Origin of the sequence: Pleomorphovibrio marinus, assembly GCF_003347495.1 — a bacterium.
GTDB lineage: Bacteria > Bacteroidota > Bacteroidia > Cytophagales > Cyclobacteriaceae > Pleomorphovibrio > Pleomorphovibrio marinus.
This window is the reverse complement of the sequence record NZ_QCXY01000002.1, coordinates 46,163-70,924: the sequence shown is the minus strand read 5'-3', so window position 1 is coordinate 70,924 and position 24,762 is coordinate 46,163. Positions and strand designations below refer to the sequence as shown.

Genomic DNA, 24,762 nt, shown 5'->3' with positions numbered 1-24,762 from the left:
TACAAGAAAACAGAATAATATTTTAAGTTATTTTAATTATACTAGTTCTAAATTCGGTTCATTAAGCTATCACATGGAACTTATGGCTCTTTATTCTGTTATATTTACAATGTAGTTATTCGTTAAATAGGAACCTATCACTTTAATGTTATGTATATGAAAACCAATGAAAAAGAAATAGTGACTTTAAAAAGGTCACTGTTGTTCGATACGGAGAAAAAGCTGAACAAGCAAATTGAAATGGAGGGTAAATCCTCTGCCTACTATCTTTCGATGGCATCTTGGGCGGATATGAAGGGATTCACCCATTCTGCTCAGTTTTTATACGACCACGCTGAAGAAGAACGCCAACACATGCTCAAGCTGTTCCGCTACATCAACGATGCAGGTGGGCATGCCGTACAGCCAGAAATTAACGGTATTAGGCACAACTTCAATTCACTTCGGGAGGTATTTGAATTGATTTTGGAACATGAAATAGAGGTAACCAAGTCCATCAACCTGATTGTAGACCATTGTTTTGTCATTAAGGATTTTGCCACCTTTAGCTTCATGCAGTGGTATGTAACCGAACAAAGGGAAGAGGAAACCCTTGCAAGAAGGGCTTTGGAACTCTTCGATATTATCGGTGAGGAAGGGGTAGGTTTATGGACCATTGACCAAGAACTCGGAAAATTGCATTCCACGGTAGAGGAAATCAAATAGAATTATCCTCTCCAAAAAAAAGCACCATCTGCCTAAGCAATTCTGCTGAGGCGGATGGTGCTTTTGTAAAGGCTTTTATTTCAAGATATTAATTTCATTTTTCGTTTTTTTTGTCTATATTTCCTTTGTTTTAACCCAATAACCATGAAAAGACGTCTTGTTTTCTGCATCAATTTTTGCATAATAGTCGTCAGTGTGGGCTTTGGTCAAATGGAAGACCCTCTGGACGAAAGTGAAATTGATTCCTTGGTAAATCCCCCAAATACGCCAATCTCAGAGGATTTAGTTGGCTTGTGGGAGGTTAATTCTATCTACGACAAATTTAAGCCTTTTGAAGAGCTTTATCCCGGCAAAAAGCCGAGGCTGTATTTTGATCCTATCAATAAGCAGGTATTTGGATACACTGGCTGTAATAATTTCAGCATCTTTACACAGATAAAAGGTAATGCCATCGATGTTCAGGGATTCCTGACCATGACGAAGATGTGGTGTGATGGGGACGGGGAGGATGTCTTCCTTACCCTTCTCAAATCTGCCCACACTTTTTCCATAGACGAGGAAGGAAAACTGTCATTTCTATGTGGGAGTATGGAGATTATGAAGTTGGAAAAAGTGGTGAACGAAGAAAACGGAGAACATCCCTTTATCCTTCCCATGATAATGGCCTCAGAACAATTTCCGTACAAGCTACGGAATTGATGAAGAATCGATAATTTTTGCTCCTGCCTTTTCCATTTCTGTAAAAGCTCTTTCGGTATCCCCGCTCGATAGGTTCACCCCTTTTGTTGCGTCCTCCACGAGATTAGTCTCAAAACCCTCCTTTATGGCATCCATTACGGTAAACTTCACACAATAGTCCGCTGCCAAGCCTGTCACAAATACTTCTTCTACCCCATGCTCCTTCAAGTAGGTAGCCAAACCTGTATCCTCTCCCCTATTGTTGTCATAAAACCCGCTGTATGAATCCACTACTGGATTCGTCCCTTTTTGAAATACCTTCTTCCAGGATTTCCTTTTCAGATCATGATGAATCTGGGCTCCTGGAGTACCTTGTACACAATGGTCTGGCCAAAGAATCTGGTCTTCACCGGATAGCTTGACAAAGTCCCCTGCCTTTTTTCCCTGGTGGTTAGAAGCAAAGCTTCCATGATTTTTGGGGTGCCAGTCTTGAGTGGCGACCACAATGTCAAATTTGTCCTGAATCCGGTTTATCACTGGAATAACCTTGTCGCCATCAGGTACCGCAAGGGATCCCCCGGGTAAAAAGTCGTATTGAACGTCTACAACCAATAATGCCTTCATACTTACTCCTTTGCTTTTTTTAAATGTAACAAAATCATCACTGAGAATCCAATGATTTTGCCTTAAGTACTAAGTCAGTTCTTAAATAGTACAGAGATTCTTCAAGCCCCACCGGATAAATATGGGGGTTTATCAATCTTTTGTGGGTTTTATCAAATTTCCCTAGCCTCTCCTGAACCCTATTTCTGATTGCCTTGAGGCTTGGCCTTTCATACACCTTTTCCCCATTCCGGAAAATGGCTTTAAGCAAGACTTCGCTTTCAGCAATAGAGGAATCAATCCTCTTTCTTCGTGTAGGATCCACAGGGTCAATAATAGTCTCCAAAGATTTATCGGAAGTGCCTTCCAAAAAAATCATATCCCCTAATGCCCTACCACCAGAATAGAACCGTTTAACATTATGGAAACCAGGGATATTAATCTTTATGGACTGCTGAGATAGTTTAATTTTAGGTACCCATTCCCCATCCTTGCCTTTCATCGCTGACATTTTATAAACCGCTCCCAATGCCGGCTGATCATAAGCCGTCACCAGTTTAGTGCCTACTCCCCAAAGGTTGATGGAGGCCTCTTGAAGTTTCAGGGAGGTTATGATATGTTCGTCCAAGTCGTTACTTGCCACGATGGTTACTTCAGGAAAACCCGCCTGGTCTAGCATTTCCCTGGCTTTGTTACTAAAGTAAGCCAAATCCCCACTGTCAATCCGTATTCCGGCCAGTTTCTTCCCCTTTTGCCTTAAATTCCGGGCCACCTTGATGGCGTTTTTTACCCCTCCAATGGTATCATAGGTATCCACAAGCAATATGGAGTTGTCTGGGAAGGCCTCTGCATAGGCCTCGAAGGCCTCTATCTCTTGGTCAAAAGACATGATCCAACTGTGGGCATGTGTTCCAGCCACCGGGATGCCAAAAAGCTTCCCTGCCATGACGTTGGAAGTGGACGCACAGCCACCAATATAGGATGCCCTGCTTGCAGCCAATGCACCGTCAATTCCCTGCGCCCTCCTTAACCCAAATTCCATTACGGGATCTCCCTTCGCCGCAAGGACTATCCTGGCGGCCTTGGTGGCGATGAGGGTCTGGAAGTTGATGATATTTAACAAGGGTGTCTCCAATAGCTGGCACTGGATCAAAGGACCCTTAACCCTGACAAGGGGCATATTGGGAAAAACCACCTCCCCTTCCTCAACTGCATCAATATCACAACTAAAACTCATCTTTTCCAGGTATTTTATAAACCCACTTTCAAAAAGAGGCTCGCCCATTTTATCCCTCATCTCTGCAAGATAAGTTAGGTCTTCTTCGCAAAAGGTGAAGTTCCGACAGTAGTCTATGATATAATCCAACCCTGCGGCCACAGTAAAACCGCTTTGGAAAGGGTTTTTTCTAAAAAACAGGTTGAAAACCGCCTCTTCTTCTGCTTTCCCGGACTTCCAGTAAGCGTAGGCCATCGTAAATTGGTAAAAATCCGTAAGCAGGGTTAAGGAACCCTGATATAAGTCCTTTGTTATCTTCATTTGGAATTTGATAGGGAAAACCCAGTTTTAATACCAAAATTAAAAGAAATATGGGAAAATAAGGGCAACATTGTCCATTTCCACCCATGTTATTTCCCAGAGAATCTCACATTTAGAATCACCCCGCTCAAAACCAGAAGCATGCCGGCATAGGTCTGGAGATTATAAGTTTCGTCGAATAAAATGAACCCAAAGCCCAGCGCATAGATTAACCCCACATACGTAAGACTAGCCACTTTGGCCACCCTGGAGTTTTGATAGGCTATAGTAAGCAGGTACTGAGCAGCTTGGGTGAAAACTCCGATGGCCAATAACCAAGCCCAATCCCAGCCTTGGGGTGTAACCCAATAAAAGTAAGATACGATTCCGGCAATGGGAATCGTGACCAATGGGAAATAAAACACGATGACCAAGGGATGCTCAGAATCCTTCAGCTTCCTGATCACATTATAAGCCAAACCGGAAAAAAGGGCCGCAATTATCCCCACTACCAAGAAAACCACATTCACCCTAGGGTCAAAGCCCTCTATGACCAAAACCCCGGCAAAAGCTATGGCAAAGTAAAAAAACTGGATGGGCTTCACCCTTTCCTTTACTATAAAAATGCCCAGCACACTGGTGAATATCGGGGACAAATAATGGATGGTAACAGCACTTGCCAAGGGTATGTTCTGTAAGGTATAGAAAAAAGCTATCAGGCCTATGGAGCCCACGATACCCCGGATTACAAGCCACTTCTTGTTGTTGCCCAAAACGGGCACCCTCTTTTGCTTGAGAATGAGATAACTAAAAACGAAACTGAAAATAGATCGGAAAAGCACAATCTCTATGGCCGGAATATGAGGCAAATACTTGACAAAAACATTCATCAAGGCAAAAAAGAATACAGCAAGCAGCATATGCTGCACACTTTTGGAACTCAAAACAATGGGGTTTAATTAAAAGATGCCTCCTTACCTAATTGGCCAAATCTGTGGCCTCCGGTTATTATCCCCACAAAGGTAAATGGGTATGGGAAAAAACCGATATATTTGCCTAAACTAATTTGGAGATTTTGGCGTATCCTAGACTAGCATTCCAGTTGAGAACGTAAAAATACTTTAGTTCACCACTTTACCCATAAAATTAGATCAAAAAATGAATTGCATCGGAAACCTATTTTCTTTTGAACGCCATCCACCCTTCTTTTTAACCTTAAGGAAAAATTACAGAAAATGAGGTCTCGGGGTGAAATTTGGCCCAAGTCAGAGGTGGGAAAGGATAGTAAGTTTTTTCTAAACTTAGCCAGGCCTTGCCCGCACCAAACTTGCCGAAAAAAGTCTGAAATCTAAGTCCTTTTTTTTCCCGCTTAAAAAAATTCTCATCCATTTATCGGTCATTCACCTATTTTTAAGAATGCAAACTCATTAATTTGAAATTTAAATTCAAAAGGGGCATGAAGTATCTGAGCAAAAATTTTCAAGGCCTTATCTTTGGGAATTTCCTTCTTATTTTATTCGTGGTTTTTCCAATTCGCCTAAATGCGCAGGTGGACCTTACAGGTACCTGGAAGGGTGAGCTCGATTTAGGCCCACAAAAACTGCCCTTGTTAATTCATATTGAAACCGAGGAGGGTAAACTAAAGGCAAGTATGGACAGTCCCGAGCAGAATGCCTTCAAAATCCCCATCAATGAGGTGCTTTATGATGGATTGATGCTCTTACTTCGGCTGAATAATTTAGGTGCCTCCTATGAAGGTATCTGGAATGGCAAGAGTTTCCAAGGTCAATTCAAGCAATCCGGGATGAGTTTTGCCCTAGAACTTGTCCAGTCTGACCAAGTAACGGAACAAAAAAATCAGATTCCAAAACCACAGGAACCCTCCCCCCCCTATCCCTACGAGACCCTGTCAACCACCTTCATTAGCGGGGAAAACGCACTCAGGGGCACTGTGACTAAGCCTAAAGGCCTGGGCCCCTTTCCTGCTGTAGTACTCATCAGCGGTTCGGGGCCCCAGGACAGGGATGCCGCTATTTTTGGACACAAACCGTTTTTGGTAATAGCAGACTTTTTGACAAGAAACGATATCGTTGTGCTTCGTTATGATGAAAGAGGGGTAGGAGAATCTGAAGGGGAATTTGAAAGCGGTACCACCTATGATTTTGCCAAGGACGCAAAAGCAGCTATGGAGAAATTAAAAGGATTTGAATTTACCGATAAGGATAAAATAGGACTTATTGGCCATAGTGAAGGGGGGCTTATCACCTGGATGTTATCTTCAGAAAACACCAAACACCCCAATTTCATTATTGCACTTGCCCCTCCTGTGGTTCCCATTATGGAATTAATGGCACAGCAAACTCTGGACATCACCCTGGGGGCAGGGGTGGACTCGGTAATGGCTGAAGAGCAGGTCCGACAAAACCGGAGGCTATACCGTTCAGTGGCAGAAGCTGATAATAAGGAAGAAGCAGTGGAGAAGCTCTCGGAAGCCATCGTGCAAATAGGCATCGAAAAGGGATTTGAGGGGGAATTGCTCGACCATTATCATCAACAAATGCTTGAGGCCTATACACAATTGGCAGAACCTTGGTTCTATTCGTTTATCAAAATGGACCCCGAGCCTTGGATTAGCCAAATAAAAATCCCTGTTTTTGCGGCTTTTGGGGAGAAGGACAAGCAGGTGGAGGCTGGCTCAAACTTGGCAAAACTTATCAGGACACTTCCCGCGAAAAGATCCCATAAAATGGAAATTTACCCTGGCCTAAATCACCTTTTTCAAGAAGCAGAGACGGGTTCTATAGCAGAATATGCCGAAATCACAGAAACCTTTAATACCAGGGTCATGGAAGAAATTGTGGAGTGGATAAAAAGCCTAAACTAAAAAAAGCTATGAAACAAAGTTCCATAGCTTAAGTCAATTAATAATAAACCCAAAATAACCAGTTGTAACCCCAGGAATCGAACCTGAGTAGCTTTAACCAAAGGCCTCAGTTACATTGTTCTCTATTATGATGACACAAAGATAAGGTACTAAACCTGACTTCACAAAAAAATTTAATAAAAAAATAAAGTTTCTATTAAATTTTGGTTTCAGGATAAGCTCAAGACTATATTTTTACCTAAGTACCGCAAAATGTCCTTTAAAAAAGCCGAATTTTATACATAAACTAAATGATTTTTATTTTATCAGATCCTCCCAAACAATTGGGGAGCCTTCCCAGTACCATTCCCCTTTTACATTTTCCAAAATCCGGTGTTTGCTTCCAGGGGCATGAGGTGCGTCTTCTTCCCTGAGCCACTTTAAGTGATCCGCTTTTACCTCCTTATAAGAATCATCTTTGGCTAAATTTGTATGTTCATGGGTGTCGTTTTGATGGTCATACAGTTCCTCCTCCCCATTTGCATACCTAATGTACCTCCACCTTTCTGAGCGGACACTGTTGTTCCCCGGATTATGGGTGGTAATGGCAGGCCTTTCCCTTTTTTTGTTTTCGAAGATCTGTGGACTAAGGCTTAACCCTTCCAGGCCTCCCTTGGCTGGCAGGGCTGCCAAATCCACTAAAGTGGGGTACATATCCATCAATTCCGCGGGTTGGCTTCTTCGTTCTCCCTGGGGAATATTGGGCCCTGCGAAGAGGAGTGGTACCCTTGTTGACCTTTCCCACAACGTGTTTTTTCCCGTTATTCCCTTTTCGCCCAGGTGCCAGCCGTGGTCAGACCACAACACCACAATCGTGTTGTCTGCCAAACCATTTTGCTCTAAGGCATCTAAAACCCTTCCCACCATCGCATCTGTAAAGCTTATAGTAGCCAGATAAGATCTCACCAAATTTGCCCATTGGTTGTTTTCCTTCAGCCAAGATAATCTTACTTCGGGCAAATACCAATGTAGGTTCCAAGCAAAATCCGGAACGTCTGCACGCTCCTCATCGGGGGCTTCCGGCAAAACAATCTGGTCTTCTTCGGGATACAAATCGAACCATTTTTTTGTGGCATATAAGGGCAAATGGGGTAACCAAAAGCCAACAGCCATAAAAAAGGGCTGACCGGAATCCCTATTATCTGCCAAATCCGCCAGTTTTTCCTCAGCCCAAGTAGCTACCTTATAATCATTCCTTACGGAATCATGATCTTCGGGATACATGCCCCAATCCAATAATGGGTGGTTTCCCATGTGGGTTTCGCCCACCAGCTTATTGGGAGGGTGCCCACCTGTACCTCCACCAATGGGACCCCATTCCTGGAACTCCGCCCGTTTCTCCGGGGTATCTCCAATACTATGGAAAATTTTTCCATTGGAGAGCGTATAATATCCGTGCTCTTGAAAATACTGCGGTAAAGTGACCACATCTTGAGTAATGGTCACGTCCCTGTGGTGCGGAGCCAACCCATAGATCCCTGTGGTAGAAGGCCTAAGGGACGTCATTATGCTCACCCTTGAAGGGTTGCAAAGGGGTGCCTGCACATGGGCGTTGGTAAAAAGCACCCCTCTCTGGGCCAGCTTGTCGATATTTGGGGTTTTTACCTGAGGATGTCCCCCTAAGACCCCTACCCAATCATTAAGATCATCGATGGAAATGAATAGGATGTTTGGCCGCTCATTTTTATCCTCATCGTCCACTTTTTGCTCACAGGAACCAAAAATAACTAGTCCCAACAAAACAAGTGACTGCAGCCGAATGGTTATTTTGGTCATGCTCATCATTTTTCAAATGTTACTTTCCAAAGGTTTCCCCCCTTTTGCCTTCCTCCATACTCAATTACATAAAGGTCATTACCCACCAACACCGCATCCACTGGTTGTGAAAACCTAGCAACTATCCTGGTAGTTTTCAAATCAAAATTATCCAGGGCTTCATTATAGGACAACTCAAGATGGAGCAAATCTTCTCCATTTGAGGTAAAAGGTTTCATCAAACTGGAACGCTCTCCATTCGTATATCTTAAGGTCAGGGCATTTCCTTTAAATTGGCCGGGCAGGTTATTTCCCCTATCAAAAACCAAACCTAGTGGGGAGGAATGGGGAGTAAAAGTGGTGATGGCCACTCCTGTATCCGACCCATCCATTATTTTTCCTGTTTCTTCGTCCCTGTATTTATTCGCATCCGGACCAAAATTCCGCATACCCTGCGTGAATTCCACACCTTCTGGACGTTTGGCAAAACCAGGGTCATTATAAAAATCATCCGGGTAAGCAGCGGCTGCTGGGTTCAGAAAGGGGTCCTTTTCGGGATCTGCTTCCCAATCAGGGAATTGCTGGGGAGTTTCCATCCCCCCCATTACCCACGGAAAACCGTAGTGATGACCCTCCCTTACCCAAAACATGTCCTCATTTTGGTCATAGTCCCCAGAATTGACCACCGCAAACATCCTCCCCTCCTCGTCGAAGTCAAAATCATAGGCATTCCTAATTCCCTCGGCGAATACGTATCCTTTTTCTTTGAGTTTCTCCAGATCATTGGGCAACGAAAGGTCTTTGGCATCTATTGGGAATCGGAAAATCCTTGCCGTTAAGGGTTCGTCCCTAGAATCGGGGTAGGCGCCCAAATTGTCCTGCACCTCACCATGGTCAGTTCTTGACCCACTTACCACATACACATATTTACCATCCGGACTAACTTTTACCGCACTCCAACCATGGTCGAATGGGGTATTGGTTGTGCCATATTCCACGGTGGAAAAAACCTTTGATACCTCATGCTTACCTTCCGGGTGGAGCACTACCCGCATCATCCATCCGGTGGTGCCCTTATTGTCGTTTACCCTAATATTACCAGTCAAAAGCAAGGTATCTCCGTATATGGTGGCCCCTTGAAGTCTGTCAATGCCATGATCCTCCACGCTAACCACTTTTTTGGGCTGCGCTACAGCATCATCCAAGCTCCAGGTATAAACATCTCCAGTAAAGGTGGCATACCATAGAGAATGATCGGATTCCCGATAAAAAACCCTGGTGGCCCTAGGTGCGACCTTGGCAAACTGAGTTACTGATATGCCTTCTACCAAGGGCTTTGGAGCATCAGTAGGTTCCGTAATCTCCATTTGCCCCAACTGCCTGACGAAGGTGGTAAGTTGCCATCTTTCTTCTTCTCCCAACACCTCTTCAAATCCAGGCATGGCGCCCCTTCCTTCGGAAATCTTCCAAAAAATAGCCCCATCCGTTTGGTTTAGGAAAGTTTCCGTATGAAAATTAGCCGGTTTTGAACCCATGGCTCCCCCTGCGGCACCATCTCCCAAGCCTGTCTCCCCATGACAGTTCCAACAATAAACCATGTATAGGGCACTTCCAGCCTCAATGGCATCACTACCCTCCATGGGGTTGACCTTGTGATTGGCTTCTTCTGGTGCCTTCCAGGTTGTTTCATCGGCAATTTCAACCTCTTTTTTATCGGTTGACCCGGAACATGACCAACTTAAAACTCCAAACCATAAACAAATACATACAATCCCTATAATTCTGCCAAATACACCTTTGATGGTAGTTCTATTTTGAAACATTCTCAGTAATCCTCCTATAAATTGGGTAAACAAAGCCTTTATTGTTCAGATTCCCTTAGTTTGAAATCAAACGGCCACAATATCTTTAATTATTTTTTTTTATTTTGTCCTTTCATCAAAAAATTAAGGAAATGAAAAGGTTTTCACTAATTATACTACTAGCCCTTTTTGTAGCAGGGGCTGCAAATGCACAATACGGGGAAGATTACATTAATATAGGGGTGGATGCAGGCCTCGCCCTAAACGACTACTACCAAACCCAGTTTCCAGCCGGATTTGGGGCAAACGTCAAAGGACTTTATGGTGTGGGATTAAACGGACAGGTGAGTTTATCTGGGGCCTATATGTTTTTTCCATTAGATACCCAGTTTATCCTTCCCGATGGGGACAACATGTACTTCAATGTGATTCCTGCCTTTTTAGGCTACCGTTTTAATTTTGACAACTTTTTCCTGGAACCACAAATCGGAGGAGCCATGCATATGTTGACAACTAGGGTAGATCAAGACCGGATTACCGAAACTTCTTTTGAATTGGGCTTTGCAGTGGAGGCAGGGTACGTTTTCAATCAAGTAGAAGCCACTGTCAGGTATCAGCATTCGGGTGCCTCCCCTTTTCATCTGGGACTATTGGCCATTAGAGCATCCTATCGCATTCCATTGGGATATTAGCAGTAGGGCTTAAATAGCTTCATTCCCCACCTTTTAAAATTTTTACCGGAGAGTATACTTCTCCGGTTTTTTTGTGCCTGCTTTTTTCGCACCCCATTGGAAAATTACTTCATCCCCAGGATTTGCCCATTTCATCGTTCATTTGAGCATTACCATCGACTTAGCCTTGGAATTAAGAAATAAAAGAGCGTAATTTGAATAACATTTTAAAGTATTTAAAATACGTTTATCTTTATTTATATGGTTAGGCATTTATTTTTGAGTCTATTAATACCCCTTACTTTTCAGGTTTATCTGTATGGACAGGAAACAGCCACTATTTTGCCCTACGAAGGAAATATGCAATTGATCAACCTTAATGGTTCGGGCCTACTTATTTCAAATGCCAATAATAAAAATGTCCTTGTTTCAAGATTGAACACAGAAGGCGAACTGGTATGGAAAAATGAGTTGGCCCTTTCCTATAAAACCAAGAAAATCAACAGGCTCTTCTTTGGCAACCTGGCCTCCCAAAACACGCATTTTTTAGTGGCTTCCCCAAGCGGGGATAACACCTTTCTTATAGAGGCTTCTGCAGACCTTTTTAGCAGCAGCAGTGAGGTAAAAGTCACCAATATTAACGCAAATGGACAAACTCGATCTTTTGAATTTGAGAACCTTCATCATGAAATGGGTAGCTCCTTTCATGCTACTTTCTGTGACGACCGATATCTTTATTTCCTGGCCAAGGGAAAAGAAAAAAGGGATCCGGAACTCAGGCATGAGGAAAGATATATACTCAACCGTTTTGACATCCGCACATTTGAATATAGGAAAATCATGCTCAACTTGCCCAGCACCTATTCGGATAAATATGCTGAGAGCAATTGGGCATTTCTCGGGCAATCCAATGGAAATAAATATATGGTGAACAAGTTTGCCAAGCTTCAGAAAAACCAAGTAATGGCAAAGGTGCTAGGTTTTGACGAAAATGGGGAAATACTAAAAACCATCGATTTAACTTTTTCTCCGGACTCTGGCTTTATACGGCCTTTTCACCAAGTTCACCTCAGGGACAGAAACATTGCGCAGCACGAGACCCCAGACTACTATATCAGTTCGGGAGGCCCTTTTTCTTCCTCTTACCGAAATTTCAGAATTGGAGCCTATGTGGATTTGGTGCTGGATGAAGATACTGGAGACTTTTATCTCAGTGGGTTAATGGGAGATAAAAGTTTCGGAAAAAACCCTCTAAAATACCAAAAACAAAAATATAGTGGCTTTTACATAAGTAAGTTTGATGAGTACGGAAACCAGGTTTGGGAGACGCATAGAAAGCAAGACAAAGGCGTATTATCCTCCAGGGATTTTATCAGCGGTTACCCTCCGGGCCATAAAAACGCCTCCCTTCGCAACCTTTCGGACTTAGGTATGATCAACTACAGCGTGCAAGTAAATGACTTACTGTACAATTATGTCATCGATGACCAAGGCGAGATTATTGCCATAAAGGAAAAGAATGCCTACACCAATGCCACCGACCATTTGGCCTTCCTTCCTGATGAATTTTCCAATGTCAGCAGCTACCTGCAGTCCAACCATGCGGACAATAAAAACCTGATGTTTGCCTCCATTACAGGTAAATTGGGCGAATTTTTAATGCAGGTGGATGAAAGGGAAGAGGAATTAAAAGTTTTGTTTTTTAAATATGGATCTTATCACCCAAGACTGCATAGAGAGCTTGTGGAGAGAAAATAAAAACCACCACCTCTAAATGTGGTCCAAGCCGTCCAGGCTTTTTAAGTAAAGCTGGGCGGCTTACTTTTCGGCCTGCTCCTTAAACAACTCCTTAACTACCCATCCCTTTCCCCATTCGGAAATTTCTTCTTCAGTCCATAATTCAGGGTAGAATATTACCTTTTGAAACCGCGGCGGCAAAAACTTTTGCCAGTTTGTACCTCCAGTGGCCGCAATGTCCTCAGGGTCTTTTTGCAGGTATTTTACGGCCGACTTATAGTGAGCAAGGGGCCAGTAAACGTTGGCTTTTTGGTCAAGGGATTTCATCAACTCCGTGAGCTCCTCATCCTTATCTGCCAGATAAAGGTATTTACGCCAAAGGTTCTTTTTCCTGTAGGAAGCAATAAGAGCCTTTAATTCATTCCCATATTTTTTTTCAAACGACTTTAAGGTAAGGGTCTTTTCCCCGGTAGCAAGTTCCGTGGCCCCATATTGCCAGTAAAGGATTTCAAACAGGCTATCTATACTCGTCAAGTTGATATCCCTATAATCTTCCCGGTCTTTGAGGTGTACCAAATTCTGAACATCTGTACACATGATCTCAATTTTTCGATATTGGGCACTCTGAAAACCACTGGAAGGCAGGAGCGACATGCGAAATTTCAAAAACTGCTCCCTTTCCATACCCTTCCACATTACTGCAAAGGAAGAAATCAACAGGTCAAAATACATGATTACCCTACTTATCCTCTGCTTAAAAAAGGCGACGTCTAAATCTTCCTTGGCGGATAACTGCTCCAGCTCCCAGATTATCAGGTTGAAATAGAGTTCGGTGATTTGATGGTAAATGATGAAAATGCGTTCATCCTTGAAGGAAGTCCTGGGCTGCTGCAGGGTGAGCAAGGTGTCAAGATGGATGTATTCCCAGTAGTTCAAGTAGTCTGCATGTAACAACCCCTCTAGATAGGAGGAAAGGTCCTGACCTGAGGCCCTGAATTTATTTTCCAGTTGCTTAATCTTATCCAGTATTTCCTTGCTGGGGTATTCGCTTTCCATTATACTATTTTCAGGTTTTGATCGTACATTTACTAGGCTTACACTTGCCTGAGTGATGAGGCTTCATACTGCTAAATTCCGTTTTTAAACCCAATTTACCAAAAATATGGCACCCGAGGACTTCAATTATTCGCAAAGAAAAGACCATTTTGAGGGAGTGGACTTTTATGAGTTGGACGAACTGCTCACCGAAGAACAAAAAATGGTAAGGCTGGCTGTTAGAGACTTTGTGAAAAAGGAAATTTCCCCATATATAGAGAAATGGGCCCAGGAAACCCATTTTCCCCAGGAAATAGTGAAGAAGATGGGCCAATTAGGTGTTTTCGGCTCCTATCTCCCCACAGAATATGGCGGTGGCGGACTTGACTACACCTCCTATGGCCTGATGATGCAAGAAATAGAAAGAGGGGATTCGGGCATGCGTAGCACAGCTTCCGTTCAGAGCTCCTTGGTTATGTATCCCATTTACGCTTTCGGCACAGAGGTACAAAGAAAAAAGTACTTGCCTAAATTATCCTCCGGAGAGTGGCTGGGATGCTTTGGCCTTACAGAACCGGACCATGGTTCAAACCCGGCAGGAATGCAAAGCAGGTTCAAAGACATGGGGGATCATTTTCTTTTGAATGGATCCAAAATGTGGATTTCCAACTCCCCGAAGGCAGATCTGGCACTAGTATGGGCAAAGGATGAGAACGACCGCATCCACGGCCTTTTGTTGGAAAGGGGAATGGAAGGTTTCAGCACTCCTGAAACGCATAATAAATGGTCGCTTAGGGCATCCTGTACAGGTGAATTGGTTTTTGACAATGTAAAAGTCCCCAAAGAAAACCTGCTACCAGGTAAATCCGGTTTGGGGGCTCCATTGATGTGCCTGGATTCCGCCAGGTATGGCATAGCATGGGGCGCAATAGGAGCTGCTATGGACTGCTACCATACCGCACTTACCTATTCCAAGCAGCGGGTACAATTCGGGAAACCCATTGCTGCATTTCAACTTACCCAAAAGAAACTTTCTGAAATGCTGACAGAAATCACCAAGGCCCAAGTATTAGCCTGGAGATTGGGGCAGTTAATGGATAAAGGCAAGGCCAGCACTACCCAAATATCCATGGCAAAAAGAAACAACGTGGCCATGGCCTTAGAGGTAGCCAGGGAATGCAGGCAGATATTGGGAGGAATGGGCATCACAGGAGATTTTTCCATCATGCGCCACATGATGAACCTGGAGTCTGTGCTCACCTATGAGGGTACTCATGACATACACCTTTTAATTCTGGGCCAACATATTACAGGAATCCCTTCCTTTAGTTAATGCGGCTTTTTATCATGATGGTTTGGGTAGGATTAAGCGGGTCGTTGCTGAAAACAGTAAGTGTTTTATGATCTATACCCCTCCTGCCTTCCGGATTGAACGTAATGGTCAAATCCGTTTTTTCCCCTGGTTCCAAGTCCTCCTTTGGCAGGTCTACAGATACACAGGCGCAATTGGTCACTACCTTTCGGATGTTTAAAGGCTTTGGGCCCTTGTTTTCCAAAACGACTATTTTTGAAATCGGCAAATCCTCCCGGATCTTGTTGAGCTCGACTTCTTTGTCCCTGATGGCAAGTTTTGGCAAGTTGTCGATTTCATTTATAGGAACAGGGTCAAAGTGCTCATAAATGGTGGAGATGGTTTTGATCCGAATTTCCCTTTTCTCGTAGGTGAGTACCGAAAGAACGAATGTTTCCTCGAAAAAACCCAAATCACCTTTAATAAGTGGGTCATAATGTAACTCCAGCACACCCCTAGATTTACCCTTAACCACTGAAGGTGTAAGCTTGGCTTTCACATATGCCGGTAGCTTTTCCTGGATGTTGTTGAGCTGTAAGGGGTAGTTTTCGTAATTGTAAAAATCAATGTATTTGACTTTTGAGGCGTTGGTGTAAACACTTCCCAAGTTGACGATCCCAAACCTAAACCCTAAACCGCCATTGGTAATACCATAATATTGCCGAAGGTCTTCTGGATAGGGCACGTTGATACCTTCCAGTACCAGCGTATCCACATATTCGTCCAGGTTGGTTTTCACCAAAATCATCTTCGAAAAAACCCCTGGTCGTGACTTAGGGTCGAAAGCGATCTGTATGTTCCCCTTCTGGTCCTGAAAAACTGTGTCCTTGGTGAATTCTGCTGCTGTACAACCACAATCCGGTACCACCTCTTGAATCACTATTGGATCATCGGTTTTGTTTACAAAGTTAAAATTGGCATGCCTCACACCATTCTCTTCCAACACTGCCCCTAGGTGAATGGATTTGCTTTCCCACACCAGTCCTGTCCCTTCCACTTCCTGGCTAGTAGCCTGAGAGCAAGAACAAAACAGAGACAGAAAAAATGCAGTAAATAGATTACCTTTTTTCATACTTACAAATAACGTCAAATTCCATCCGATATATGTATTTATTTCTTTAATTTGCGCCAAAAATTTCCACATGGCAAGAGTATTGACAGGAATTCAAAGTTCAGGCAAACCCCATTTGGGAAATATTCTGGGTGCCATAGTACCAGCTATTGCACTGACAAAGCAAGAACAAAACGAGTCTTTTATTTTTATTGCCGATTTCCATTCCCTTACCACGATAAAAAGCGGGAAGGAAAGGGAAGAACACGTGAGAGCCGTGGCAGCTGCTTGGTTGGCTTTTGGACTGGATATCAACCGGACGGTTTTTTACAGACAATCTCGTATTCCCGAGGTGGCGGAGCTTACCTGGTACCTAAGCTGCTTCACTCCTTTTCCCATGCTGGCTAATGCCCACAGCTTCAAGGACAAGTCGGATAGGCTCTCTGATGTAAACGCAGGTTTATTCACTTATCCTGTTTTGATGGCAGCAGACATTCTGCTCTACGATGGGGAAATAGTGCCAGTAGGCAAGGATCAGCTTCAACACCTGGAAATCACCAGGGATATCGCCAGTTCCTTTAACCACAAAATTGGTGAGGACCTGCTTACCATCCCCACTCCTAGAATCAGTGAAGATGTCATGATCATCCCTGGTACGGATGGCAACAAGATGAGCAAGTCCTATAATAATTACATAGATATCTTTCTTCCAGAAAAAGCCTTGAAGAAAAATATCAACACCATCGTGACCGACAGTACACCTTTGGAGGAGCCAAAGGATCCCTACTCCTGCAATGTCTTCAAGATTTTCAGCCTTATCGGTAGCAAGGAAGAGACAGAGGCATTGAAGCAAAAATATCTTGGTGGGAATTTTGGCTATGGACATGCCAAAAAGGAGCTATTGGGACTTATCTTGGAAAAGTACCGCATGGAAAGGGAAACCTATGCCCACCTTATGGAACACCCCAAGAAGCTGGAGGACAGACTGGAAAAGGGGGAGACCAAGGCCAGGGAAATAGCCAAGGGGGTTTTGGGAAGGGTTAGGAATAAATTGGGTTTTTGTTGATTTCCCAGAATTCCGTCTGCTTTTCAGTTTTTCTTATTCCACGGTTACCCGGATAAACCCAAGTTCATCCTCAAAATTCTCGAAAAACCAGATGCTCCCATCCTTGAAAAAATGTTTTTTGGGACGGATCTTGAGGGCTGGAATTTCGCTTTCTCCTATAAGGCGGAGATCAGCGTCAAAGACGCTCAAAAACACTTCTGCACCAAGAGGTTGGTAATAATTATGGGGTTCCCTTTCCCCCTCGAATTTTTCCTTGAAAGAAAACCTGTAGTACTGTTCCCGATCCGGGTTCCACACTAAATTTCCAAAATGGATATCCTCCTTTATTTGTCTGTCCAATTCAAACAGTTGATCAGAATCGCCTTCCACCTTTTTTATAGGAACAGCGGCCCTTTTACTTCCGATAAGCTCACTTTCCCAAGTCTTATGTATCAAAGAATCCAAAACTAAATCATACACCAAAATTTCATTAAATGTATTGTTTGTAATCAGGATTTTATCCCTATTCTGATCTGCCCGGACTTGAGAGGTGAGTCTCCCACCCCAGCTACCATTGTATAGGATATCCACATTAAAATCAGCAAGTTTGTCCAGGTCCGGAAGTTCAATCAGTTTATGCCTTTTATTAAGGTCATCCATATCCAAGATGAAATAGGAGCTGTTTTCCCAATTGTTAAACAAGCCTATAAACCTGTCTTTCTCCCTTGGGTAATTCAATAAGGAGGCTAAAAGGGCACCGGAATCACTGATTTTATTATCTACTAATTGATCAAAATTGACCTCTCTGGATAGTTTAAGGTTAGGGTCAAAAATCTTGGCTTGTGTATGAAAACAAATCACAATTTCGCCCTCTTCAGCTATTGCAAGTTTGGAGAAGAAAGGTTCAATGGAATTAGGTCCCTCTTTTTCGAAAGAAATCATTTCCTCGAATTCCAACTTATCCAGATTGATCTTCTCTATTCCATGCTTAGGCCTGTTAAAGTTATACAGGAATTGTACTTTAGTGTCTACGTCAGATTTTAAAAGATTTTCCTGCACGTACAAAATATCATTCCTGGAGTCCACCATGACGGTATCCACGCTGATGACCAGGTTGTCGGAAACCTCAACAGAACTATTGGAATTCCTGCCGCAAGCAACCAAGAGGGCAATTTGTAAAAGGATAAAAAACTGGGTAAAGGAAATACCTGCTTTAATAAGAGGAAAGGAAATCATAGCAAAGGAAAATTATCTATTAAAAGCTATTCATCTCCAGCACATCCCAACAAAAGTTAATTTAAACTAACTTTTCCTTAATTCCAAATAAGGGTTCTAATTTCCAAACACTTCCTTTATCGCCTCCAAATAATCAAACCCATGCCCTACTGTGGGCTCTATATGGTTGCCTTCCAGGTATTCGTTCCAGCAACAAACCATCACTGTATTACCGTTATTTGGGGCGTGTGCTGAGGCGACATCCCTGGCTTCTTCCAGCTTTGCCTTAAAAGTCCTTTTGTTACTGATCACCCTGTCTTTTTCGGGTTCACTGGGAAACCCGGTAGGCTGCGGCCAAGTGCCTCCTGCGGCTCTTCTATCCCACCCCATTGCCACGGGAGGTTGGTATTCGAAGGTAGGGTCATCTTTAAATCGTTCACTCCATTTTTTCCAATGCTCCCTGTAATTCCTTCTCATATCCGCATAGCTCCTGTTTTGTTGGTCAAAATAATCATGATAGATATAAGCAGTTAGCCCCTCAAAACCTAAATCCTGCAACCTTTCTACATATTCCTGGAAAAGCAATCTGCCCCCATACAGGCCTCCCTCCCATGGTTTGTTCTCATCCATGGGCCTCCAATTAGTAGGCATACCAAATCTTCTCATGTTATTGGTCATGGCACCTGAAGTGGTGGCAATGAACTTGATGCCCGGAAGCCCCTCCTTTTTGGCCAATGCATCTGACCTTTTAAGGAGCTCCTCGAGTGTCACATCGTGGTAAGATGCCCTTGATTCTGTGTCATGAGGAAAATATATATACATTATGGGCCTACCATTTTCGTCCTTCATGTAATCCTGTCTCTTGAAGTACTCATTGATCCACCATAAGGTTATCTTATCGTGTACCTTCAGATAAAGTTGCCGATTAGGTTTCTCACCAGGATAGTTTATCTTGGCATTCAGGTTTTTGGGTGACCCTATTTCCAACCAACGTATCCAGTTTTCCTCACTGTCGTCACACCAGTTGAGCACAAATTTCATTTTTTTGTCGGGAGGCAGTTTGTCATTCTCCGCAAGAAGCACCTTAAGTTGGTCCTCCCACTGCTCCGCCCCTGGCACCTTCACCCTTCCAGACCTGTCCTTATCCACCTCCCAGCCCTGGGGATAAAATATCCGTGCCTGAGGGGCAAAATCCCTATGGTAATAATAATGCCTGCCAAAAAACCAGTTATATGCAAAAAAATCAATCCCATACTCCTTCATATATGCCAACTGCTGCCTAGCAACTTCTGGGTCATCCCTTTTGTAAAACCCCTTCAGGGAAGGATGGGGCTCCTTATCCAAAAAGGGGCCTTCATACGGGTATCTCCTGTTAAAAATCCGGCCTTCCGGTCCCCAAGCTGCAGGATCTTTGATAAATGCACAATCCCCTCTTCCCCTCAAACAGGCCCAAAAGCTGTCAATATCCTTATTAGGGTCGGAAGACACATCCCAAGAGGGCATAAAATATACCCCTATCTGAATATCCTCTTCTGCCGTAGAACCTACCCGCGTAGCGGTAGGTGAAGCATCCTCACTTGCATCAGCACCAGGTGTTTGTTCTCCCGTTTTCTCTCTGGAATTACCTTCACCCCCACTTTGGGCAAACTGTGCCAAGTAGGTACAGGAAGCAAGCAACCCCAACAAAAGAAAAACAGCGAAAGTCCTACATTCTTTTTCTAACATTATCAAAAAGGTAAAACTAAAAAAGACAAAAGATCATTACCTTGACCTCCAAAGGTCTTTGAGGGATTTTCCATTGATTTGCATCACGAATCTAGCCGGGTTGGGCACGAGCACGATCCTTACATCCTGACCGTCAAATTGCTCCGATTCTATGGGCACTCCTTCCCTGCCTTTTACTTCATACGTCACCACACCATTGGCATCTGGCAGCATTGGGGTGTAATTGTTTGCTAGGTAAGCCGAAGGAAGTAACACCTCATTATCCGAATCCAAGGCATCGTAAATTTTCTCTAATTCAGCCTCCAATTCATCGCCAAACACATCGTTAAAATGGTCTTCCAAGTCATGTAGTTGCTCCTCAATATCATCGTATTCAGGATCTGCATAAGTTATCTTACTGAGCTGGATTCGAAGTTCCGTAATAGTGGTTAGGTCTTTGTCCAACTGATTTAAATCCATAATTCAAAACTGTTAATTTGTTTGATAAAACTACAATATAGCCTTTATTAAAAGCTTAAAGGTAGGGGTAAATTTACAAAAGCCCTACCATATTTGACCCCTTTACGAAAGACAAGGGCATAAATTCGGAAAAAAAGAATTTTTCCTTACTTTAAGTCCTCAAATATTATTAAATTTTCAAAAATCCATAAAACGAGTTTAAACAAACTTTTTACCAACATGACAGATGCCGCAATTATTGCAAAAGCCCAATCTTGGCTAGATAGTAACATTGATGCCGAAACCAGGAGTGAGATTCAGGCTCTTATGGCCGCCGAAGACCCCGCTGATTTAATAGATGCCTTCTACCGGGATCTTGAATTTGGTACCGGAGGACTGAGGGGCCTGATGGGTGTGGGTTCCAACCGTATAAACGTATACACGGTGGGAATGGCCACACAAGGTCTGGCAAATTACCTCTTACAGTCCTTTCCCGGACAAAAAATCCAAGTGGCCATCACCAATGATTCAAGGATAAACAACACTCTATTCGCCAGCACCACCGCCAATGTGCTTACCGCCAATGGCATTTCGGTAAAATATTTCCGTGAAATGCGCCCCACACCCATGCTGTCCTTTGCCATCAGGCATTATGAATGCCAAAGTGGCGTGATGGTCACTGCTTCACACAACCCCAAAGAATACAATGGCTATAAGGTGTATTGGGAAGACGGTGGGCAGGTGGTGCCGCCACACGATAAAAACATCATTGCAGAGGTGATGAAAATCAAGTCTATCGACGATGTGAAATGGGATAAAAACGAAAACCTTATCAGTTATATAGAGGACGATTTTGACCTTATTTACCTGGATGAGGTCAAGAAACTTTGTTTATCCCCGGAATCCATCCTTACCCAGAAAGACATGTGTGTTGTCTTTTCCCCTATTCATGGGGCATCCGGCAAAATGGTGCCCGCAGCATTGAAGGTCTTCGGGTTTGAAAACGTGCATGTGGTCGAGGAACAAATTGAACCCGACGGTAATTTCCCAACCGTGGTTTACCCCAACCCAGAAGAGGCCGCCGCCCTGGACATGTCTATCTCCCTGGCCAAAAAAGTAAGTGCAGACCTAGTATTGGCCTGCGACCCGGATGGGGATCGCTACGCAGCTGTAATCCCCAACGAAAATGGGGAATATGAGCTGCTCAACGGCAATCAGACCGGTGCCATCATCACCTACTATTTATTGAACAAGTGGAGGGAAATGGGCAGGCTCACAGGCGAACAGTTTGTGGTAAGCACCATCGTGACCACTGATTTGATAGGGGTAATCAGTAGAGGCTTTGGGGTAAAGTATTATGACACCCTTACCGGGTTTAAAAATATTGCTGCAGTAATCAGGGAATTGGAGGGCAGCATGCAATATATAGCAGGTGGAGAAGAAAGCTACGGATTCTTGGTCGGTGACTTCGTAAGGGACAAAGACGGGGTTTCCGCCTGTGCAGTAGTGGCGGAGATTGTGGCATACCACCGTTCCAAAGGAAAGAACCTCATCGATGTGCTGGCAGAAATTTACCAGCAATATGGTTTCTACAAGGAATCCCTGATCTCTATTACCAAAAAAGGAAAGGACGGAGCCGAGCAAATTCAACAATTGATGCATGGGTTCCGTAGCAATCGCCCCGAGGCAATAAACGGAGTAAAAGTGACCAAGGTGGTGGATGTAAAGGAAAGCAAGATCTATGATATGTTGAATGGGACAGAAGAAACCTTGGACATGGATAAGTCCAACGTTATCCAGTTTTACCTGGAAGACGGCAGCAAGATTTCAGCTAGGCCATCAGGTACCGAGCCAAAAATCAAATACTATATATCCGTAAACGAAAAACTCCCCAACAGGGAGGCCTACAGGGCTGTGGAGGCAAAGCTTGATGAAAGGATAGCCGGCCTTAAGCAGTTCTTTGGCTAACCTATTAGGAAATCCTTTAAAGGGTACCGGGCATCGTTCCGGTATCCTTTAATCTATCTTCCCCTGTATTTATTTTTAACCTTCCCACCCCCATGAATGCCCCCCGAATAATCCTGGTTTTCTTTTTGTTCCCATTTCTGTATTTCTCCTGTGGTTCCCCTACCTCTTTTGACCCTAAAGGAGAGTTACCTGAAATCCTGCTTGAAGCATCCTTGTTGCAATCATTTGATGAAGTAGCTTCTGAGGTTTCATTTATTGAATTAAAACAACCAAAAAATGACTATATCAATTTAAGCTGCGGCCAACATCTTATCCACTTTCAAGGTGATACCCTTTGGTTTGCTGATCGCTGCTACCCCAATATGTCCGTACACCTTTTCCTAAAGGATGGTAGTCACTTAACATCCTGGAATAAAAGAGGTGAAAGTCCCGGGGAATACCGCTCACTACATGGTATGCAAATCAATAATGAGCGGTTAAAGATAAATGCCGGTACCGGCAAGGTAGTGGAGTACACAATACCTGGTTTCGAATATTCCAACACCTTAAACCTTGGCAATTTCACCTTTCTATCTGACTTCCGGCAAACGGCCGATGGCCGGTACATCATTGCCCCGGAATTGGAAATGGCCGTCGATGCAAATAAGTCCTTCCCGGTGTTTTACCTATTGGACACCTCATCCATGGAAAAGGAACCCCTGCCCATTCGTGCCACCATGTTGAGTACAGAAATCAATGAGGGGAAAATAGCGCTTTTTGATGAGGGCTACTTGCTTAATTATGGCATCGCTGACACCATTTATCAATACCTCAATGGCCATTTAACGCCCTATTTACGATTGAACTTCGGTAAAAAAAGTGTGGATAATAATGATCTCTTTGGGGATGAGGAATTTTTTTTCGCAAAAGTATTCACACATCAAACCGTTGCCTTCAACGCAGGTGAAATCGCCTTCTCGGAAAAAGACCGACTCCTGAGGATCAAAACCTTTGGCTTACGAGAGAATCCGGAGCTGGAAATGAACAATAGAAAGACCTTTCCTTTTGAAGATATCTTTATCAACTCTGACTTTGTAGTGAAAGGTTTTCCTGCGCTGGTGGAATTCGGAAACAATGTTGGAATCGACAATAATGGTTATTTTTATGAGGTCATACAATACGAGGACGGTCAAAACCTGGTCGAAAAGGGTTTGTTAGGGAAATACACTTCGGAATATCAAAAATTACTCAACGACAAAAAAGAACCCGAAGATCCTGTGATCCTTCGGTATAAAGTCAACTTCTAACGACCAAACCCAATTAATCATGAAAAAATTTGCATTAGTACTGAGTGGAGGTGGATTTAAGGGAGCCTTTCAGATAGGAGCCCTTACCTATCTCAAGGAAAACTGGTCTACCCTTTTTCCGGGCCAAGAAGAAATGAAATTCGATATCGTGGCGGGCGTATCGGTGGGTAGCCTCAATGGTGCACTGATTGCTTCCAAAAAGTTCGATGAGTTGGTAGAAACTTGGAGGGCCATTGGCGAAAATGGCGTTGAGGAGATTTACACCTCTGAATTCATCAACACCCGGTCCAACTCAGAGACCCTGGAACTGGACATCAATTTCGAGAGTTTGGTCAGGCGCTTCGTTCCTAACCTTAATGTGAAGGTAAGTTTTTGGGATGGGCTGAGGTTGCTTTTCTCCCAGTCCCGGAGGGACAGGTTTTTATTCGATATTTTGGCAAATGCCCAACAGGAATTCGGGGATAATTTTCAGAAATTCAGGGCTCTTGCCAACAACGATCCCTTGGATCAAAAATTGCAAAAATTGCTCAGGAGGGAAGATATACAGGATATGGTGTACAAGTGCGGGTTTGTATCCTTGGACAGTGGAAACTACTACTCCCTGGAGAGCCAGGACTTTCTCTCAGACAGGGATTTTCAAAAAGGGGTATTGGCCTCCTCCTCCATGCCCATTGTTTGGGAACCTGTACCCCGAATTCAAACCAGACAGGAGACGGACATAAAAAACTCTGTGGACGGTGGCATCCGGAATAACTCCCCACTGGGGGATGTGATCGAAGAAATCAACAAAGATAAATCAAGCGCTGAATACCAAATCATCATTATCAACTGCAATACCCTGGACACCATAGCAGAGGATTTTGACAAGGCCAACATTGCCCAGATCGCTTTAAGAAGCCTTACCGACATCACCCTTTCAGAGATCTTCAACAACGATTTGGAGGAATTCCTTCGAGTCAATGACATTCTGGAACAAATAAAGGAAGCCCAGCCAGACTTGAAGATTTTCAATTATGACTTCAGAACCCGAAAGCGCACAAAGGAGCAACTTCAGACTTTCCAATCCTTGATCATCCAACCGGATGTAGGGACATTGGGCGATACTCTAGTGAGCACCAAGGCTCTCTACAACCGACGTATCGCTCATGGAAGAGAAAAGGCCATGGAACTGGTGAAAAAAATCCAGGCTAGCAAAGGAAATTACCGATTTCTCATTAGCTAAAAACCAAAAAAAGGGAAGGAAAAATTTCCCTTCCCC

At 43.6% G+C, this 24,762-nt stretch carries 20 protein-coding genes; 10 read left to right on the top strand and 10 right to left on the bottom strand.

Features of this window, described 5'->3' with window-relative positions; translation table 11 throughout:
• Positions 1–156: 156 nt before the first annotated feature.
• Together DB520_RS06335 and DB520_RS06330 are read left to right on the top strand one after the other, a co-directional pair.
• Positions 157–705: a ferritin gene (locus tag DB520_RS06335; protein ID WP_114749394.1), complete on the top strand. Its 549-nt coding sequence runs from the start codon at positions 157–159 to the stop codon at positions 703–705.
• Between the two features lie 144 nt (positions 706–849).
• Entirely contained in the window at positions 850–1,404 is a 555-nt protein-coding gene (locus DB520_RS06330; RefSeq protein ID WP_114748867.1) for an META domain-containing protein, read from the top strand.
• Here DB520_RS06330 and pncA read toward each other — a convergent pair.
• The 3 genes from pncA to DB520_RS06315 form a co-directional block, all read right to left on the bottom strand.
• The gene (pncA, locus tag DB520_RS06325; RefSeq protein WP_114748866.1) at positions 1,393–2,007 is read right to left on the bottom strand and encodes a bifunctional nicotinamidase/pyrazinamidase; all 615 of its coding nucleotides are present in this window, start codon (positions 2,005–2,007) and stop codon (positions 1,393–1,395) included. The two genes, DB520_RS06330 and pncA, sit on opposite strands and share 12 nt — an antisense overlap.
• 37 nt (positions 2,008–2,044) lie before the next feature.
• The gene (locus tag DB520_RS06320) at positions 2,045–3,523 is read right to left on the bottom strand and encodes a nicotinate phosphoribosyltransferase (protein WP_114748865.1); all 1,479 of its coding nucleotides are present in this window, start codon (positions 3,521–3,523) and stop codon (positions 2,045–2,047) included.
• Positions 3,524–3,612: 89 nt separating this feature from the next.
• Complete coding sequence (locus DB520_RS06315; RefSeq protein ID WP_114748864.1) at positions 3,613–4,422, bottom strand: DMT family transporter; 810 nt, start codon at positions 4,420–4,422, stop codon at positions 3,613–3,615.
• A gap of 536 nt (positions 4,423–4,958) precedes the next feature.
• Between DB520_RS06315 and DB520_RS06310 the strand changes: the two genes are divergently transcribed.
• Complete coding sequence (locus DB520_RS06310) at positions 4,959–6,386, top strand: alpha/beta hydrolase family protein (protein WP_157971956.1); 1,428 nt, start codon at positions 4,959–4,961, stop codon at positions 6,384–6,386.
• A 297-nt stretch (positions 6,387–6,683) separates the two neighbouring features.
• Here the strand turns inward: DB520_RS06310 and DB520_RS06305 are convergent, their stop codons facing one another.
• Together DB520_RS06305 and DB520_RS06300 are read right to left on the bottom strand one after the other, a co-directional pair.
• Complete coding sequence (locus tag DB520_RS06305; RefSeq protein WP_114749393.1) at positions 6,684–8,201, bottom strand: sulfatase; 1,518 nt, start codon at positions 8,199–8,201, stop codon at positions 6,684–6,686.
• Positions 8,202–8,206: 5 nt separating this feature from the next.
• Entirely contained in the window at positions 8,207–10,003 is a 1,797-nt protein-coding gene (locus DB520_RS06300) for a c-type cytochrome (protein ID WP_114748862.1), read from the bottom strand.
• Positions 10,004–10,134: 131 nt separating this feature from the next.
• On the opposite strand from DB520_RS06300, the gene DB520_RS06295 reads away from it, so the two are divergent.
• A complete protein-coding gene (locus DB520_RS06295; protein ID WP_157971955.1) occupies positions 10,135–10,674 on the top strand; it encodes an outer membrane beta-barrel protein in 540 nt (179 codons plus the stop codon).
• A gap of 240 nt (positions 10,675–10,914) precedes the next feature.
• Positions 10,915–12,411, top strand: a complete 1,497-nt coding sequence (locus DB520_RS06290) for a hypothetical protein (protein WP_114748860.1) — start codon at positions 10,915–10,917, stop codon at positions 12,409–12,411.
• Between the two features lie 60 nt (positions 12,412–12,471).
• Here the strand turns inward: DB520_RS06290 and DB520_RS06285 are convergent, their stop codons facing one another.
• On the bottom strand, positions 12,472–13,446 hold the full coding sequence (locus DB520_RS06285; protein ID WP_114748859.1) for a tryptophan 2,3-dioxygenase family protein: 975 nt from the start codon (positions 13,444–13,446) through the stop codon (positions 12,472–12,474).
• Positions 13,447–13,552: 106 nt separating this feature from the next.
• On the opposite strand from DB520_RS06285, the gene DB520_RS06280 reads away from it, so the two are divergent.
• Positions 13,553–14,758 (top strand): acyl-CoA dehydrogenase family protein, encoded by a 1,206-nt coding sequence (locus tag DB520_RS06280; RefSeq protein ID WP_114748858.1) that lies wholly within the window; start codon positions 13,553–13,555, stop codon positions 14,756–14,758.
• Here the strand turns inward: DB520_RS06280 and DB520_RS06275 are convergent.
• Positions 14,751–15,848, bottom strand: a complete 1,098-nt coding sequence (locus DB520_RS06275) for a DUF1573 domain-containing protein (RefSeq protein ID WP_198675253.1) — start codon at positions 15,846–15,848, stop codon at positions 14,751–14,753. The genes DB520_RS06280 and DB520_RS06275 overlap by 8 nt on opposite strands.
• Positions 15,849–15,918: 70 nt before the next feature.
• Here DB520_RS06275 and trpS point away from each other — a divergent pair, with 70 nt between their 5' ends.
• Positions 15,919–16,893: a tryptophan--tRNA ligase gene (gene trpS, locus DB520_RS06270; RefSeq protein WP_114748856.1), complete on the top strand. Its 975-nt coding sequence runs from the start codon at positions 15,919–15,921 to the stop codon at positions 16,891–16,893.
• A 33-nt stretch (positions 16,894–16,926) separates the two neighbouring features.
• On the opposite strand, the gene DB520_RS06265 is transcribed toward trpS, so the two are convergent.
• The 3 genes from DB520_RS06265 to DB520_RS06255 form a co-directional block, all read right to left on the bottom strand.
• Positions 16,927–18,108, bottom strand: a complete 1,182-nt coding sequence (locus DB520_RS06265; protein WP_114748855.1) for a DUF4221 family protein — start codon at positions 18,106–18,108, stop codon at positions 16,927–16,929.
• 96 nt (positions 18,109–18,204) lie between these two features.
• Positions 18,205–19,812 carry a glycoside hydrolase family 99-like domain-containing protein gene (locus DB520_RS06260; RefSeq protein WP_114748854.1) on the bottom strand — a complete coding sequence of 536 codons (1,608 nt, stop codon included), beginning with the start codon at positions 19,810–19,812 and terminating at the stop codon, positions 18,205–18,207.
• A gap of 36 nt (positions 19,813–19,848) precedes the next feature.
• Complete coding sequence (locus DB520_RS06255; protein ID WP_114748853.1) at positions 19,849–20,271, bottom strand: hypothetical protein; 423 nt, start codon at positions 20,269–20,271, stop codon at positions 19,849–19,851.
• Positions 20,272–20,490: 219 nt separating this feature from the next.
• Between DB520_RS06255 and DB520_RS06250 the strand changes: the two genes are divergently transcribed.
• The 3 genes from DB520_RS06250 (at position 20,491) to DB520_RS06240 (ending at position 24,726) form a co-directional block, all read left to right on the top strand.
• On the top strand, positions 20,491–22,218 hold the full coding sequence (locus tag DB520_RS06250) for a phospho-sugar mutase (protein ID WP_114748852.1): 1,728 nt from the start codon (positions 20,491–20,493) through the stop codon (positions 22,216–22,218).
• A gap of 92 nt (positions 22,219–22,310) precedes the next feature.
• Positions 22,311–23,504 carry a 6-bladed beta-propeller gene (locus tag DB520_RS06245; protein WP_114748851.1) on the top strand — a complete coding sequence of 398 codons (1,194 nt, stop codon included), beginning with the start codon at positions 22,311–22,313 and terminating at the stop codon, positions 23,502–23,504.
• A gap of 19 nt (positions 23,505–23,523) precedes the next feature.
• Entirely contained in the window at positions 23,524–24,726 is a 1,203-nt protein-coding gene (locus DB520_RS06240; protein ID WP_114748850.1) for a patatin-like phospholipase family protein, read from the top strand.
• The last annotated feature ends 36 nt before the right edge of the window (positions 24,727–24,762 follow it).